Origin of the sequence: Eikenella halliae, from assembly GCF_001648475.1 — a bacterium.
Taxonomy (GTDB): Bacteria; Pseudomonadota; Gammaproteobacteria; order Burkholderiales; family Neisseriaceae; genus Eikenella; species Eikenella halliae.
Genome location: NZ_LXSQ01000019.1, coordinates 101,062 through 117,055, shown reverse-complemented (window position 1 = coordinate 117,055; position 15,994 = coordinate 101,062). Strand labels below are relative to the sequence as shown.

Genomic DNA, 15,994 nt, shown 5'->3' with positions numbered 1-15,994 from the left:
CTGCTCCGATGGTTTATCAAAATACGATGACCGGAGTCTTTTTTGAAGCGTGGTTTCAGCAATGCCTACTGCCCGCATTGACTCAAAAATCGGTGATTATTTTAGATAATGCACGATTTCACCGTATAGGTGTCTTACGGGAAATGGCGGAAAAATTGGGACATAAGGTATTGCCTCTTGCACCCTATTCACCTGAGCTCAATCCGATTGAGAAGGTGTGGGCGAATATTAAGCGGTATCTTCGAACCGTATTGTCTGATTACGCCCGATTTGACGATGCGTTACTGTCCTATTTTTATTTTAATTGACTATACATTGAAGCTTCGCTTTCAGGTAGCCTGTTTGATTAAGAGGCTACCTGAAATCTCCAGAACTACATCTCCCGCCGCTTAAAGTGGCGCGGCCGGAAGCCCAGCAGTCCCAGCGTGGAAAAATACAGCACCATGCCGAAGCCGATCAGCGCAAACAGCTGCCCCGTGCGCCGCAAGCCGCCCACGTGCACCCACTCCAGCGCCACATAATGCTGCACCGCCCAAAGCCCGCCGGCCATCACGGTCAGCGCAATCGCCAGCTTCAGCAAAAACGCGCGCCAGCCCGCCTTGGGCTGATACATCTCTTTAATCCGCAACAATAAAAACAGGAACGCCGCATTGATACACGCGCCCAAGCTGATGGAAAGTGCCAGCCCCGCATGCTGCAGCTTCCACACAAATATCAGGTTCATCAGCTGCGTGCACACCAGCGTTACAATCGCCACCTTCACCGGCGTTTTGATGTTTTTCTGCGCGTAAAACCCCGGCGCCAGCACCTTAATCAGAATCAGCCCCAAGAGCCCCACCGCATAGGCAATCAGCGCCTGTTGCGTCATCAGCGCGTCGTGCACGCCGATTTTGTTATACATAAACAGCGTGGCCACCAGCGGGAAGGCCAGCACCGCCATGCCCACCGCCGCCGGCGCCGTGAGCAGCAGGCACAGGCGCAAGCCCCAATCCAACAGCGCGGAAAATTCCCGTTTGTCGCCCGTGGCCGCGTGTTTAGACAGCCCCGGCAGCAGAATCGTGCCCAGCGCCACGCCCAACACGCCGGTGGGCAGCTCCATCAGCCGGTCGGCAAAATACATCCACGACACGCTGCCACTTTGCAAGTACGACGCAATATTCGTGTTGATCACCAACGACACCTGCGCCACCGACGTGCCCAAAATGGCCGGCGCCATCTGTTTGATTACCCGGTTTACCGCCGGATCGCCGAAACGCAGTTTCGGTATTTTCAAAAAGCCCAGCTTAAACAGCCAAGGCAGCTGGAAACCCAGTTGCAGCACCCCGCCACAAAACACGCCCCAGCCCAAAGCCATCACCGGTTGCTCAAAATGCTTCGCCCCCAGCAGCGCAAAGCTGATGAGCGACACATTAAGCAACACCGGCGTGAAGGCCGGCACGGAAAACTTGCCGTAAGTGTTGAGAATGCTGCCCACTAAAGACGATAGCGAAATCAGCAGGATATACGGGAAAATAATCCGCAAAAGCTGCGAAGCCAGCACAAACTTCTCCGGCTTGCCGCCCCAGCCGCTGGCCGTGGCCCAAATCACCGCCGGTGCCGCCAGCACGCCGATGGCGGTAACGATGAGCAGCGCAAACATCAGCATCCCCGCCACATGCTGCACAAATTCCTGCGTTTCTGCCGGCGATTTCTTCTGCCGGTATTCCGCCAAAATCGGCACAAAAGCCTGCGAAAACGCCCCTTCGGCAAAAATACGGCGCAGCAGGTTGGGCAGGCGGAAGGCCACCACGAATGCGTCCATGGCAATGCCCGCGCCGAAAATCCGCGCCAGCACCGCATCGCGCACAAAACCGAGCACCCGCGACAGCATAGTCATGCTGCCGATTTTCGCCAACGCGCTAAGAAGGTTCATGCTTTATTACCTATAGATAAAACGGGCGCAAGTGTACCGCAAGCAGCCGCTTTTGTGGGAGAGGCCGAAGAAAAGGCTACCTGAAAGCGCAGCTTCAACGCAGTTAAAACGGAGCGAAGCGAAGTTTCTGCGAAGCTAAAGCGCAGCTTCAACGAAGTTGCTGCGCAGCTAAAGCATCGGCCGCAACGCAGGGCAAACGAACGAAGATACGGTAGAATGCCGCGCGAAACGTTGAATAAGCTTTCAGGTAGCCTATTTTGTTAAGGAAGGCTACCTGAAGCTTACCGCTCCACCAAACACATCATGCCCAAACTCAGCCTCCCCCAATGGCACACCCCCGAGCAAGTCCGCGACATCCTGCTCGAGCTGCCCGAAACCAAGCGCAACCGCGCCCTGTACGAACTCATCTGGCAGTTCGACCACTATAATCCGCAAGGCGTTCTGGAAAGCGAAGCCCAGCTTGCCACCCTGCGCCTGCTCTGGCACGACCCGCGTTTTCAGGGGCTGGAAAACATTGAAAGCTGGCTGAGAGAAGTGCTTTATTTGGACGAAGACAACGGAGCATGGCTTGCCCTGCAACCCGAAATCGAAACCCTGCTGGACGTGCTCCACCCCGAAACCTGCGGCGAATACGGCGAACACGGCGGGATGCATCACAACGCGGCCACACTCGAACCCTTTGTCGCCCGCATAATTGCCCGAAACACCGAAAACGCCCGCTACACCGCCCGCTGCTGCCTCTATTGGAGCGAAGCCCTCCGCCAACAGCGCCCCGATTTTGATGAATGGTTGAAAAACGAAATCCGCAGGCTGCACGGAAAATAAGGCCCGACATCAGTTGCCGAGAATCTGCTCCGCATTGTTTTTCAGGTAGCCTTTTTAGGGATTGAGGCTACCTGAAAACGCCGCTTCAACGGAGTTAAAACGGAGTGAATCAAAGTTTCTGCGAAGCTAAAGCCGAGCTGCAATAAAGTTAAAACCTAATCCTTCCACACACCATCCAAACCATACTATGCCACCTATCCGCCAACGCCTTTTCTCCTTCCTGCGCCAAGCCGCTGCCATGGCTGCTGCTTTTATTGTGATCAGCCTGCTGCTCGACTGGTATCGTGCCCCCGCCGTACCGCCGCAGGCCGCCACACTGCCGCTGCATACCCTGCAAGGGCGGCAAACCACCTTGTCCGAACTGGGCGGCGGCCGCACCACCGTGCTGTATTTTTGGGGCTCGTGGTGCGGCATCTGCCGGCATACGTCTCCGGCGGTGGACAAACTCGCGCGCAACGGCGTGCCCGTGGTGGGCGTGGCTTTGCAGTCGGGCAGTGATGAGGAAGTGAGGGGCTACCTGAAAACGCACGGCTGGCAGTTCGACACGGTAAACGATGCAAGCGGCGGCTGGGCGCAACAATGGCAGGTGCAGGTCACACCCACCATCGTGCTGGTAAAAAACGGCCGCGTGCGCCACAGCACCACCGGCCTGGCCAGCTATTGGGGCTTGCGCGTGCGGATTGCTTTGTTGGATGCGTTGGATGGGTGAGGCTACCTGAAAACAGCATGGCAAGACTTGCCCGAATACAATAAATACAGATGCGCAATATGATAAAAAATATCTTGTTCCAAGCAGTAAAAGACGATTTTCTGCAATTGGCCAAACTGGCGAAAGGGCGGGAAATTTACGGCTGCACTTTGGTTACGGGAAGCGATTTCGGCAACGTTGCCATGAAAATCGCAGCTTATACCAAACGCAACCGAGAGCCGAATTGGTATGCCGACGAATGGGAGCTGGACAGTTCCGATTTGCCCAGCTCCGCCTTATCCGAAGTCGATAAAAAGATTACGGCTCGGCTGATTGAAAAACAAAAATGTCTCAAAAACGACATGCTGCCCCTGTTTGTCGGCGCGTTGAAAGAATTAAAAAATTTTCTTGGCGGGCAAGAGATTGCCGATGCCGGGCGAATCTGCTTCTTTGTTAGCGTGGTTGATGATGACGGGAGCGTAGAAGCCCAAACGGTGCAGGAGCTTAATTCAAACGCTATTTTTCAGGCCTTCTCATCCCGATAACCCATGCCTTCTGGCGGCCTGCTTGGCAAGCTGCCAAAAAAGCACTATCCTTCGCCGCGCAGTATCAACCTTCATCAACATCAAGAAAAGGATAGCAAAATGGCAAACATCACCTTTCGCGGCACGCCCGCCAACACCGTAGGCAACCTGCCCGCCGTTGGCGCCGCCGCTCCCGCCTTCACCCTCACCGCCGCCGATTTGTCCGACAAAACCTTGGCCGACTTTGCCGGCAAACGCAAAGTGCTCAACATTTTCCCCAGCATCGACACCGGCGTGTGCGCCCAATCCGTGCGTACCTTCAACCAACGCGCTGCCGCGCTGCAAAACGCCGTGGTGCTGTGCATTTCCGCCGACCTGCCCTTTGCCCTTTCCCGTTTCTGCGGCGCGGAAGGCATTGAAAACGTGGTAACGCTCTCCAGCTTCCGCAGCAGCTTCGGCGCCGACTACGGCATCACCCTGGCCGACACCCCGCTGCGCGGCCTCACCGCCCGCGCCGTGGTGGTACTGGATGAAAACAACAAAGTGCTGCATGCCGAACTCGTGCCCGAAATCGGCCAAGAGCCCAACTACGATGCCGCCCTGGCCGTGCTGTAACCCGGCGCCAAGCCAAAGCGAAACCGCCTGCATACAATCAATGCAGGCGGTTTCGCTTTGGGGCGATATAGAAGGCTACCTGAAAATCCCTGCAGGGCGAACGCTTTCAGGTAGCCCCTTATCCGGAAACTATACAGCAGGCCGACTTAGCTTTCTCTACAGCCTTCTTAATTTCAATCCCCACCTTGCTGCAACCGCTGCCGCATCTGCTCAAACAGGCAAACGGTGGCCGCCATCGCCACGTTCAGCGATTCGGTTTGCTCTGCTATCGGAATATGCACGAGGCGGCTGGCTGCCGCCAGCATAGTTTCGCTCACGCCCGCACCTTCGTTGCCAAACAGCCAGGCGGCAGGCGCGCGCAAATCGCAATCATACAGGTTCACGCTGTTGCGGCGCAGCGCGGTGGCCAGCAGCGGCACGCGGCATCGTTCCCGCCACGCCGCCAAATCCGGCTCAACAAACAAACGTAACGCAAAATGCGCCCCCATGCCCGCGCGTAACACCTTGGGCGACCACGCATCGGCACAATCGGCAGAAAGCACCACCTGCCCCACGCCCGCCGCTGCCGCGCTGCGCAGAATCGTGCCAATATTGCCCGGGTCTTGAATACGCTCCAGCACCACACAATCGGCCCCGGCATCAAACGGCTCGGCAGGCGGCAGCGCAATCAGCGCGGTGATTTCTTCGGCATCGGTGAGGCTGGTGATTTTCTGCAAGGCCGCGCCCGCCGTCTGCACCACCCGTTCGGGTGGCAGCTGCGCGAGCAGCCGCGCAGTTTCCGGCTGCTGCATTTTGCTTACTGGCACATAAACTTGCAACACCTGCCCGCCCGCCTGCAAATAGGCGGAGAGCAAATGCGCCCCTTCCAGCACGGCCTGCCCACTCTCGCGGCGCGTACGGGCGCTGCGCAGTAGTTTGGCCAGATGTTTGAGTGCGGGGTTTTGGGCGGATTCGATGGTGTTCATAATCGATCAATCATAAATTCTACTAATCTTTATTTTATCCGACTCACACTGTAAATCGATATAAAGCGTATCAACCGGCCAATCCGGCAAACCATACTCCTCCGCAGCAAAGTCAAGATTGGGCATTAATGTCAACACTATCTGCTGCCCACTTTCATCCAAGCGGATTCCCACTACCTGCCAAGCATAATCTTCGCATTCAGCTTCCCGGTAAGCCTCCAAAATATCGGGAAAGTCTTGTGTGCAATACTGAAACAACCCCTGTTTGATGACATCCGTTGCAGCAAATATTGCCTGTAGCTGCCGTATCCATTCAGGCTTGATTTTTTCAGGTACAGGCTGGCCTTGGGCATATGGGCACCAAATCAATACTCTATCCGCCTGATATTCTATACACTGCTCATGCACACCCAATACGTATGCTTGGGAAAGAATCGAGATTTCCGGCAACAGTATGGGCTCGTTCAGCAAAATGCTCGTTCCCAAAAGAGCGACTACTGCCGATATTGCCTGCTCACGGCTATCTGCAAGCGATAAACGGATAATTGCATCATTAATGTTGCCCATCATCAGTTGCTGATCTGCCCATTCAACTAAATAGGAGAAGGGCAATCCTTCCCGAATTACTTGGCTATACAATTGATGCAGCTTCAATTTATTTCGCATGTTTATCTTTAATGAGAAATGCTAAGGGGCTACCTGAAAGCACAGCTTCAACGAAGTTAAAACTGCTTGTCCATTTTTCAGGTAGCCTCTTTTCATTACACATCAATCTTGTAATCTTCCGGCGCAATCCATTTGAGCTTATTCACAAACAGCCAATCCACCGCAAACGCTCCGGCCACGGGCACAAGCACAAACACTAGCAGCGACACCGCCAGTTGCCCCACTCCCCAGCCGGCGAGTTTCAAATGGTTCACCGGTCCGATGAGGCCGCTGATGCCAAAGCCCGCGCTAAATTCCGTGCCTTGGATTTGAAACAGCGAAGCCAGCACCCCGGCCAACGCGGCATTGAGCATAATCGGCAGCAAGAGCTTGGGTTTGGCCACGATATTGGGCATAGAAAGCTTGGGCGAACCCACAAAATGCGCCGCGCAAGTGCCCAATGGGTTCACTCGCCGCCCGGCCACGGCCAGTGAAAACGCACAGGCACAAATGCCCAAATTGGCCGCACCCGAGCCCACGCCAGCCAAATGAATTGCCGTAGCAATACCCACGGAAGACACCGGCGACACAATCAGGCAGGCAAACGCGATGGCAATCAGTACCGCCATCAGCGTTTGCTCCAGCGTGAGCAGGTGGGCAATCCACGAGCCCAGCAGCTGCGAAAATGCGATGAAATACGGAAACGCCAGCCGCCCCAGCGCACCCGCCACAAACAGGCTCACCACGGGCACCACCAAAATCGCATAGCCGCGTACCTTGCCGCGCAGCAGCACAATCAGGCCGGCGGCAATGCCGGCAGTGAACACCATGGTGAAAATATCGCCCGTGCCCTTGAGCTGGATGATGCCGTCGGCAAAACGCACCGCTCCGCCGGCGGCCATGGTGGCCAGCCCCACCGAAATCGATTCAATCGGTGTGAATTTAAACATATAACCGATGGCCACGCCCACAGCGATGCCGACCATGGCGTTGGTGGCGCCGATCATTTGCGTAAGCATGCCCAGCGGCTCGCAATACGGCGTAAGCGCCTTAAACAATTCGCCCAACAGCGCGCCCGGCACAAGGGCGACCACAATGCCCAAGGCCGAGCCGTTGAGCAGGTGCATCATGAAGGATTTCGGGGTGAGTTTTTCCATGATTTTGCTCCTTTGGCGGAAGATTGGTGCATGAGGCAATATAACGCCGCCGATAAAAGAGCGCAAATTTGCGTGGGCATGAAAAGAGAAAGGCTACCTGAAAACGAAGTTTCCTAAGGGGAAGCCAAGTTTCTGCGAAGCTAAAACGAGACTTCTGAAGGGAAGCTGAATTTCTGTGAAGCAGATCGGGGTTTGACAAAATCGAAGCTGAGTTGATTACAAGTTAAAGTATGGCTAAAACAAAAAACCATGCCGCCGAAAGGCTCCGGCGGCATAGTTTTTATTGGACAAAGATTACTTACGCAGGTTCAGGCGGGTAATCACATCGCGGTAGGTATCCACATCGGTGTTGCGCAGGTAGGCCAACAGGCGGCGGCGGGCGCTCACCATTTTCAGCAGGCCGCGGCGGCTGTGGAAATCTTTCGGGTTGGCTTTGAAGTGCGGAGCCAAATCGTTGATACGGAAAGTCAAGAGAGCGATCTGCACCTCAGAAGAGCCGGTATCGCCTTCTTTGCGCTGGAAATCTTTGATGATTTGCGCTTTTTGTTCTACGGTTAATGCCATAATAAAACTCCAAAAATATAGCCTTGCGGGCCGGACAAGCTGGCCGAGCCGGGAAGACCCGCGCCAACTCCTGAATGCCTGTTGAAACAGGCAGGCGCGGATTATGGCACAAAACTGCTGCCAAAAACAGCCGCATAGGCAAAATCGCGCCAAGATGATGCCGCGGTGCAACCAAAAGGCTACCTGAAAACTGGTTTTTCCAGACTATAGTGGATGAAAATCAGGCAACCAACAGCAGACAGAACAGACATACGATAAGGCTAGCCAACGCCGTAGCATGCTTTTTTAATCCACTGTCAAACCAAGCAGTCTGCCGTTTCCTTTTATACTTCTTGATGCCGCAGCAGGTTGGCGGGCATACGGAAGGCGTCAATTTTGCCTGCCGCCTTTGCAAGGCTGTGGCTTGCAAACAGGAAAGTAGGTAATCGCCTGTCGGTTGTCAGGCTGCTACCCAATTACACATTCTTCCTCACCCAACCACATCACCGATTGCGCCATATCCACAAAACGCACTTCGTCTGCCCGCAGCTCGGCCAGCGCGGCGGCGCCTTCCGGCGTGGTACGGGCGGCGGCGAAGTCTTCGCGGCTGTCATCCCATAATTCGCCCATGGCATCGAAGCGGAATGCTTGGGTGTGCCGTTGTGTGGCCTGCTGGGAGGCTGCATCCAGCGGTAGGGTTTTGGCATAGCGCCGGATGTGGAGGACGCTTTGGTATTGCAACACTTTGGCCGAATGCGCCGCCCAGTGTGCCAAAAATTCTTGTTGCGATAATTCGGCTTTCTTCTTCACCAGCATGGTGATTTTAAACATGGTTTTCTCCTTGAATGGCCGCTGCCATATGTTCTACCGCTTGCAATACCTGCGGAAATTCGGTGAAACCTTCGCTGCCCAAAAAGTGGCCGCCGCCGGGAATTTCTTCCAATTTGCCGTCCAACTGCCGCACCAAACGGCGGGTGTTTTCCGGCGGCACGATATCGTCGTTATCGGCGGTAAATAAGGCAATCCGGCTCGTCATTTGGCGGATGGCGGCAAAATCTACCGGGCACTGGTCGACATAGTTGTCTACATTAAAACCGTTAATCTGCGGCAGCGTGGGAACGCGTGCGCCGAAGGCAGACACCAGCACCAGCCCGCCTACTTTGTGCGGGCGAACTCGGCTCAGATAATGCAGCAATGAAATCGTGCCCAGGCTGTGTGCCACTAAGATTGTGCGCCCGGACGGCATGCTTACTGCCTGCGAGAGCGCATCTTGCCAGCGGTGGTAATCGGGCTGCATACTGTCGGGCAGCGCAACGGGCAGGGCGGTTATGCCTTGTTGCTGCAGTTGCCGTGCCAGCCATGGAAACCAATGGTCGGCCACTGTGGCGCCGTAGCCGTGAATGATAAACACGCGTACAGGCTCGTTCTGCGGTTTGGCTAGGTTTTTGCAGCCTGCCAGCAATACGCCCGCGCCTGCAGCGGCACAAAATTGTCTGCGGTTCATGGGGATGGGTGCTCCTGTTTGTTTACAATGGATGGGAGCTTACAGAATGACACAGTGTAAGGGTCAAGATGAAAATCGGCGAATTTGCCAAGCGAAGCGGCATCAGTGTGCGGATGCTGCGGTTTTATGAGGGTGCCGGCATCCTTGTGCCTGCGCGCACACCGGGCGGTTATCGGGAATACCGCGAGCAAGACATCGGCTTTGCCCGCAAGGTGGTGCTGCTTAACCGCGCCGGCCTCGCCCTGAAAGACATTGCCCTAATGCGCGACTGCCTAAACGACGAGCCGCAAGACTTTTGCCCAGCGTTGCGCGGCAAACTGGCCGACACACTCGCACATATCGGCAGCCAAATCGAGAGCCTGCGCCAATCGGAACAGCTACTAGCCGATTTGCTGGTAGCGGAGGGAAAAATATAGTGGATTAACAAAAATCAGGACAAGGCGGCGAGCCGCAGACAGTACAGATAGTACGGCAAGGCGAGGCAACGCTGTACTGGTTTTTGTTAATTCACTATATAACGGGAATAAGGTTTCAGGCTACCTGAAAATATATAGCAAGCCGAGTTGGCTTTCGATGAAGGTGATGGGGTGCAGACGGTATAGGAACACAGTAAGATGAACTGACACCGTAGCGAAAGTTAAATGGGTTTGCTCATCTGCCATGCAGAAACTGTGCTGCGTGGAGCCCCAACTTCGTTAGGGCTGCTCTTTCAGGTAGCCTTTTTCTATGCTAGAGCCAGTCGTTAACCTAATCTGCAAACAAAAACCTGCCGCAGCGGGCAGGTTTTTGATAACAGCAAAGATTAATCTTCCTGTTTGCGGCCAGGCAGTTTTTCTTTGATGCGGGCAGCTTTACCGGTGAGGCCGCGCAGGTAGTACAGTTTGGCACGACGAACGTGGCCACGGCGTTTCACTTCGATTTTTTCCACGTTGGGAGAATATAGCTGGAAAGTACGCTCCACACCTTCACCGCTGGAGATTTTGCGCACGATGAAATTGCTGTTCAGGCCACGGTTGCGGCGGGAAATTACCACGCCTTCGTAGGCTTGCAGACGGGTACGGTTACCCTCGGTTACGCGCACAGAAACGGATACGGTGTCGCCGGGAGCGAATTCGGGGATGGTTTTGTTCAAACGGGCGATTTCTTCCTGTTCGAGCTGTTGAATCAAGTTCATTGCTATAGTCCTTAAGTTTATGATGGGATATCTCGTTCCTCCTGCTGAATTTTTTGCAGGAGCCTAGATTCCTCTGGGGTTAATGCGCGGTCGGCCAAAAGGTCTGGCCGACGCTGCAGGGTGCGGCGCAACGCTTGTTCTAAGCGCCATTCCGCAATCAGGGCATGGTTGCCGCTGCGCAATACAGCGGGCACGGTCATGCCCTGAAATTCTATCGGGCGGGTGTAGTGCGGGCAGTCTAAAAGGCCATTGGCAAACGAATCCTGTCCGGCTGAATCGGCATCGCCCAGTACGCCAGGGATCAGCCTCAACACTGCATCCATCAGCATCATGGCCGGCAATTCGCCTCCAGATACCACAAAGTCACCAATGCTGATTTCTTCATCAATGGCGCTGCTTAACAGGCGCTCGTCTATGCCTTCGTAGCGGCCACACACCAAAATCAAACCGTCCAGTTTAGCCAGTTCGGCTGCTTTTTGATGCGTGAACGGGCTGCCTTGCGGGCTGAGGTAAACCACTTTGCCGTTATGCTGCGCTTTGGCGGCATCGATTGCTGATTGCAGCGGTTCGGCCATCATAATCATGCCGGGGCCGCCGCCAAAAGGCCTGTCGTCGATGTAGCCCAATTTGTTGTCGGCAAACCGGCGCGGGTTGATGCTGTTGAACTGCCATAAACCGCGTTGCAGGGCCCGGCCGGTTACGCCGTAGTCGGTGATGCTGCGGAACATCTCACCAAACAGGGTAACGGCTTGGATATACATCAGTAATCCAAGCCCCAATCGGCAATGATGCTGCCTTGTTCCAAATCCACATTGTCGATGTAGTGGTCGACAAACGGAATCAGTTTGCGGCCATGCTCACCATCTACCACCAAAATATCGTGCGCACCGGTTTCCATCAGGCTGCTTACTGTGCCGATGAGCTCGTTTTGTCGGTTGTATACTGTCAAGCCGACCAAGTCGGCCCAGTAGTATTCGCCTTCTTGGGCGGGCTCAAAATCGCTGCGTTTGATTTCGATGGTGTAGCCGCGCAACAGCTGTGCGGCATCGCGGTCGCTGATTTCGGCAAATTTTACCTGCAATTCACCGCCGGCCACCTGGCCGTTTTCCAGCGTATAACTGCGGGAAACGCCATCTTTGCTCAGCTGCCATACAGGGTAGTCCAGCAGGCTGTCGGCATATTCGGTATCGGCGGCCACTTTTACCCAGCCTTTGATGCCGAAAGCGCCTTTCACATAGCCCATGGCTACCCAGTTGTCTTGGCTGCGGCTCATGGCGGGTATTCCAGAATTAAGCGGCTTTCTGCTGCTCTTTTACCAAGCGGGCAACGGCATCGCTTACTTGCGCACCTTGGCTCACCCAGTAGTTCAGGCGTTCGGTGTTCAGGCGCACGCGCTCCTGTTTTTCGTTGGCTACGGGGTTGTAGAAGCCAACGCGCTCGATGAAGCGGCCGTCACGACGGTTGCGTGAATCGGCTACCACGATGTTGAAAAACGGAGAATGCTTGGAGCCGCCGCGCGAAAAACGGATAACTACCATATTATTATTCCTTCTTCCTTCGGGAAATTTGATCAATAAGAAAACAGCGGATTTTAGGGTAATTTGCCATGCGGGCGCAAGCATTTGTTGAAAAAATACCGTTTTACCGTGGTATCGGGTGGACGATATGCCGCAAGCGACTTGCTTTGGGCACAGGGTTGCGCCGTTTTCAGGTAGCCTTTTCCCTGACGGTTGCCCTGCCAGCAGGCTACCTGAAATCCAAACCTTTGGGCAAACCAGCCGGCTGCCCTTGATTTTCGTCTTGGCGGTGCCATTTGCCTGCTATTCGTGATGACGGATTAACTTGCCTTTTGCTACCAGGCAAGCCAATGCTGGCGTAAAAACCAGGTTAATCCGCCCTATATTTGACCAAGCTATTTGGGAGCCGTTTTATGAGCACTTCCGTGATGACCCCGCAAGAAATCGTCCATGAGCTGGACAAACACATCATCGGCCAACAGCAGGCTAAAAAGGCTGTGGCCGTGGCCTTGCGCAACCGCTACCGCAGAAGCCAGGTGGCCGAGCCGCTGCAAAGCGAAATCGTGCCGAAAAACATCCTGATGATCGGCCCCACCGGCGTGGGCAAAACCGAAATTGCCCGCCGTTTGGCGCGGCTGGCCAATGCGCCGTTTATCAAAATCGAGGCCACCAAGTTCACCGAGGTGGGCTATGTGGGGCGTGATGTCGACAGCATCGTGCGCGATTTGATGGAAATCGCCCTGAAGAATTTGCGCGAACAGGCTGTGCGTAAAAACCGCGACCGCGCCCAAGATGCTGCCGAAAATCGCGTGCTCGACGCGCTCTTGCCGCCTCCGCCGCAAACCGGCTTCGAAGGCGAACCGGCCGAACCGCAGCCCGAAAGCCACACTCGCAAAAAATTCCGCGAAATGCTGCGCCGGGGCGAATTGGATGATAAAGAAATCAACATCGAACTGAGCCAGGCCTCCCCCGCGTCCATGCAAGTGATGGGCCCGCCCGGCATGGAAGAATTCAGCAGCCAGCTGCAAGACATGTTTGCCAACCTCAGCAAAGGCCGCACCAAACCGCACAAAATCAAAGTAGCGGCCGCCATGAAGCTCTTGCTGGACGAAGAAGCCGCCAAACTGATTAACGAAGAAGAACTGCGCGAGCAGGCTGTGCACGCTGTGGAGCAACACGGCATCGTGTTCCTCGATGAAATCGACAAAATCGCGGCCGACAGCAACCGACACGGCGGCGACGTGTCGCGCCAAGGCGTGCAGCGCGACCTTTTGCCGTTGGTGGAAGGCACCACCGTGCAAACCAAATACGGCATGATTAAAACCGACCACATCCTCTTCATCGCTTCCGGCGCCTTCCATTTAAGTAAACCCAGCGACCTGATTCCCGAGCTGCAAGGCCGCTTCCCCATTCGCGTGGAATTGAGCAGCCTTACTGTGGAAGACTTCCAAGCCATCCTCACCAGCACCGATGCCAGTCTCACCAAGCAATATCAAGCTCTGCTGGCCACCGACGGCGTAGAGCTCGATTTCGCCCCCGACGGCATCACCCGACTGGCCGAAATCGCCTTCCAGGTGAACGAGAAAACCGAAAACATCGGCGCCCGCCGCCTGCACACCGTGCTGGAAAAACTGCTGGAAGACGTATCCTTCCACGCCCCGCAAGGCATCACGCAAATTACCGCCGCCTATGTAGACGAGCGGCTGGCCGAAGTGGCCGAACAGGAAGATTTGGCGCGGTACGTGCTGTAAGCTGTTTGAATAAGAACAGGCTACCTGAAAATAGATTTGCGGGTTTCCGCGAAGCTAAAAATTTCAGGTAGCCTTTCCTCTTGCCACCTCATCAATGCTGCTACAATGCCCGCCTTCCGCAACCACCCGCCAAAGGCTACCTGAAAATGTCTGCCGACCGTTATGCCGTGTTTGAAAACCTAAACGCTCCGGAAACCGCCGCTTTTGTCGCCGCTGAACACGCGCAAACGCAGGCCTGGCTGGAGAGCCAGCCGGATTACGAGCCGCTGCGCCGCGATATTTTGGCGGTGTTGCAAGACGAGCAGCAGATTCCGTTTTGCCAGGAGCACCGCGCGCGGATGTATCACTTTTATCAGAGCGAGGAGTTTCCGAAGGGCGTGTACCGCGTGTGCAGTGCGGCTTCGTATCGCGCCGGGCTGCCGGAATGGGAGGTGTTGTTTTCGGTGGCAGATTTCGATGAGGTGCTGGGCGAGGATGTGTATTTAGATGGCGTGTCGCACTATGTGGAGCAGCCGAACCGGGTGTTGCTCTCGCTCAGCCCGTGCGGCGGCGATGCAGCGTTTACGCTGGAATTCGATTTGGAAACGCGCCAAGTGGTGCCCAACGGTTTCCACTTTCCGGCGGGCAAAAACCATATTACCTGGCGTGATGAAGACAGCGTGTGGGTGTGCCCGGCTTGGGACGAGCGCCAGCTTACGGCTTCGGGCTATCCGCGCGAGGCGTGGTTGTTGCGGCGCGGGCAGAGCTTTGAGGAAGCGCAGCCGCTGCTGCAAACGGCGGCGGAGTCGGTGTGGGTGCATGCTTGGCGTTATCTGGATGCGCAGGGCGCACCGCTGGATTTGCTGGAAGAAAGCACAGGCTTTTTCAGCCGCCGTTATTTTCAGGTAGCCTCGGATGGGGCGCTGCTGCCTTTGGGGCTACCTGAAACTTGCGAAATCTGCGGTTATTTGGGCGGTTGGCTGCTGGTGTTGCTCAAGCACGACTGGCAGCGGGCAAACCAAAGCTATGCGGCGGGCAGCCTGGTGGCGGTGAAGCTGAACAAGGGTGTGTTGGGGCAGGCGCAATGCCTGTTTGCGCCGCAGGCGGGGCAATCGGTGGAGGGCGTGGAGACTACGCGCCATTTTGTGGCCGCTACTTTGTTGGATAATGTTTCAGGTAGCCTCAAGGCTTGGCGTTTGCAGCAGGGGCAATGGCAGCCGGCCGAAGTGCCCGAACTGCCGCTGGAAGGGGCGGGTGTGCTGGAGTTTGCCGACCAGCCTTGGGGCGGCGATGTGCTGTATATCGCGGCCAGCAGCTTCCTTTCGCCGCTCACGCTCTATACGCTGGATTTGCAGCGGCAGGAGTGGTGCGTGATGCGCCGCCAGCCTGCGCAGTTTGATCCGGATGGGTTGGGTGTGCAGCAGTTGCACGCTGTGTCGGCCGATGGCGAGCGCATTCCGTATTATCACGTGGGCAACGGCGAACCGAACGCGCCTGCGCTGGTGTATGCTTACGGCGGCTTCGGCGTGCCGGAATTGCCGCATTATTTGGGCATCATCGGCCGGCATTGGCTTGCACGGGGCGGTGCGTTTGTGTTGGCCAACATCCGGGGCGGCGGCGAATTCGGCCCGGCTTGGCATGCTGCCGCCCAAGGCGCGGCACGCAAACATAAAAGCGTGGAAGATTTGGTGGCCGTGGCGCAGGATTTGTCTGCACGCGGTTTGTCTGCGCCCGAACGCATCGTGTTGCAGGGCGGCAGCAACGGCGGGCTGGTGTGCGCCGCTGCTTATTGTGCCGCCCCGCAAAGCATCGGCGGCATGGTGTGCGAAGTGCCGCTCACCGATATGTTGCGCTATCCGCACCTCTTGGCCGGTGCTTCGTGGCAGGAAGAATACGGCAACCCCGATGCCGAGCCGGATAGAGGCTACCTGAAAAAACTTTCGCCCTATCACAATCTGCACGACAACCAAACCTACCCGTCCGCCCTCATCACCACCAATTTGAGCGACGACCGCGTGCACCCCGCCCATGCGCTTAAATTCCACGCCCGCCTGCGCGAAATCGGTGTGAACAGCCGCCTCTACGCCCCCGAAGCCGGCGGCCATGCGGGCAATGCCTCGCAGGAAGAAGTGGCCGCCGAGCTGGCTGCCGTGTTGGTATTTTTGCGGCAAACAGTGGGCAAATAGCGGCATGGC

Annotated in this window: 18 protein-coding genes and 1 pseudogene; 8 read left to right on the top strand and 11 right to left on the bottom strand. The window is 55.9% G+C overall.

The features are described 5' to 3' along the window. A pseudogene (locus tag A7Q00_RS07780) lies at nt 1-308 on the top strand (IS630 family transposase); the annotation flags it as partial. Nucleotides 309-373: 65 nt separating this feature from the next. Here the strand turns inward: A7Q00_RS07780 and murJ are convergent. Beyond that, complete coding sequence (gene murJ / locus A7Q00_RS07775) at nt 374-1,912, bottom strand: murein biosynthesis integral membrane protein MurJ (RefSeq protein WP_064090006.1); 1,539 nt, start codon at nt 1,910-1,912, stop codon at nt 374-376. A gap of 303 nt (nt 1,913-2,215) precedes the next feature. Between murJ and A7Q00_RS07770 the strand changes: the two genes are divergently transcribed. From A7Q00_RS07770 to tpx, 4 genes are all read left to right on the top strand, one after another. Next, a complete protein-coding gene (locus A7Q00_RS07770; RefSeq protein ID WP_064090005.1) occupies nt 2,216-2,737 on the top strand; it encodes a hypothetical protein in 522 nt (173 codons plus the stop codon). Between the two features lie 196 nt (nt 2,738-2,933). After that, nucleotides 2,934-3,446, top strand: coding sequence for a protein disulfide oxidoreductase (locus A7Q00_RS07765; protein WP_064090011.1), 513 nt, complete (start codon nt 2,934-2,936; stop codon nt 3,444-3,446). Between the two features lie 59 nt (nt 3,447-3,505). After that, nucleotides 3,506-3,970 (top strand): DUF4303 domain-containing protein, encoded by a 465-nt coding sequence (locus tag A7Q00_RS07760; protein WP_179946217.1) that lies wholly within the window; start codon nt 3,506-3,508, stop codon nt 3,968-3,970. A gap of 99 nt (nt 3,971-4,069) precedes the next feature. Continuing rightward, nucleotides 4,070-4,564: a thiol peroxidase gene (gene tpx, locus A7Q00_RS07755; protein ID WP_064090003.1), complete on the top strand. Its 495-nt coding sequence runs from the start codon at nt 4,070-4,072 to the stop codon at nt 4,562-4,564. A 173-nt stretch (nt 4,565-4,737) separates the two neighbouring features. On the opposite strand, the gene A7Q00_RS07750 is transcribed toward tpx, so the two are convergent. The 6 genes from A7Q00_RS07750 to A7Q00_RS07725 all read right to left on the bottom strand — a co-directional run bounded on the left by A7Q00_RS07750 (nt 4,738) and on the right by A7Q00_RS07725 (nt 9,378). Continuing rightward, a complete protein-coding gene (locus A7Q00_RS07750; protein WP_064090002.1) occupies nt 4,738-5,529 on the bottom strand; it encodes a TrmH family RNA methyltransferase in 792 nt (263 codons plus the stop codon). 6 nt (nt 5,530-5,535) lie between these two features. Beyond that, on the bottom strand, nt 5,536-6,195 hold the full coding sequence (locus A7Q00_RS07745) for a hypothetical protein (RefSeq protein ID WP_064090001.1): 660 nt from the start codon (nt 6,193-6,195) through the stop codon (nt 5,536-5,538). A gap of 95 nt (nt 6,196-6,290) precedes the next feature. Then, on the bottom strand, nt 6,291-7,331 hold the full coding sequence (locus A7Q00_RS07740; protein WP_064090000.1) for a PTS sugar transporter subunit IIC: 1,041 nt from the start codon (nt 7,329-7,331) through the stop codon (nt 6,291-6,293). Between the two features lie 294 nt (nt 7,332-7,625). Beyond that, nucleotides 7,626-7,895, bottom strand: a complete 270-nt coding sequence (gene rpsO / locus A7Q00_RS07735) for a 30S ribosomal protein S15 (RefSeq protein WP_003823508.1) — start codon at nt 7,893-7,895, stop codon at nt 7,626-7,628. Nucleotides 7,896-8,342: 447 nt separating this feature from the next. Then, nucleotides 8,343-8,705 carry an EthD domain-containing protein gene (locus A7Q00_RS07730; protein ID WP_064089999.1) on the bottom strand — a complete coding sequence of 121 codons (363 nt, stop codon included), beginning with the start codon at nt 8,703-8,705 and terminating at the stop codon, nt 8,343-8,345. Further along, nucleotides 8,698-9,378: an RBBP9/YdeN family alpha/beta hydrolase gene (locus A7Q00_RS07725; protein WP_064089998.1), complete on the bottom strand. Its 681-nt coding sequence runs from the start codon at nt 9,376-9,378 to the stop codon at nt 8,698-8,700. Before A7Q00_RS07725 ends, A7Q00_RS07730 begins: the two co-directional genes overlap by 8 nt. Nucleotides 9,379-9,446: 68 nt before the next feature. On the opposite strand from A7Q00_RS07725, the gene A7Q00_RS07720 reads away from it, so the two are divergent. Continuing rightward, on the top strand, nt 9,447-9,794 hold the full coding sequence (locus tag A7Q00_RS07720) for a MerR family DNA-binding transcriptional regulator (protein ID WP_064089997.1): 348 nt from the start codon (nt 9,447-9,449) through the stop codon (nt 9,792-9,794). Between the two features lie 386 nt (nt 9,795-10,180). Here the strand turns inward: A7Q00_RS07720 and rplS are convergent, their stop codons facing one another. From rplS to rpsP, 4 genes are read right to left on the bottom strand one after another with little or no spacing between them, the layout of a single operon-like run. After that, nucleotides 10,181-10,552 (bottom strand): 50S ribosomal protein L19, encoded by a 372-nt coding sequence (gene rplS, locus A7Q00_RS07715; RefSeq protein ID WP_064089996.1) that lies wholly within the window; start codon nt 10,550-10,552, stop codon nt 10,181-10,183. Nucleotides 10,553-10,569: 17 nt separating this feature from the next. Continuing rightward, a complete protein-coding gene (gene trmD, locus A7Q00_RS07710) occupies nt 10,570-11,313 on the bottom strand; it encodes a tRNA (guanosine(37)-N1)-methyltransferase TrmD (protein ID WP_064089995.1) in 744 nt (247 codons plus the stop codon). Next, nucleotides 11,313-11,825 (bottom strand): ribosome maturation factor RimM, encoded by a 513-nt coding sequence (gene rimM, locus A7Q00_RS07705; protein ID WP_064089994.1) that lies wholly within the window; start codon nt 11,823-11,825, stop codon nt 11,313-11,315. The genes trmD and rimM overlap by 1 nt, the downstream gene beginning before the upstream one ends. A gap of 16 nt (nt 11,826-11,841) precedes the next feature. Then, on the bottom strand, nt 11,842-12,090 hold the full coding sequence (rpsP, locus tag A7Q00_RS07700) for a 30S ribosomal protein S16 (RefSeq protein ID WP_023887900.1): 249 nt from the start codon (nt 12,088-12,090) through the stop codon (nt 11,842-11,844). Nucleotides 12,091-12,482: 392 nt separating this feature from the next. Between rpsP and hslU the strand changes: the two genes are divergently transcribed. After that, nucleotides 12,483-13,820, top strand: coding sequence for an ATP-dependent protease ATPase subunit HslU (gene hslU / locus A7Q00_RS07695; protein ID WP_003824898.1), 1,338 nt, complete (start codon nt 12,483-12,485; stop codon nt 13,818-13,820). Between the two features lie 140 nt (nt 13,821-13,960). Then, nucleotides 13,961-15,985, top strand: a complete 2,025-nt coding sequence (locus A7Q00_RS07690) for a prolyl oligopeptidase family serine peptidase (RefSeq protein ID WP_064090010.1) — start codon at nt 13,961-13,963, stop codon at nt 15,983-15,985. The last annotated feature ends 9 nt before the right edge of the window (nt 15,986-15,994 follow it).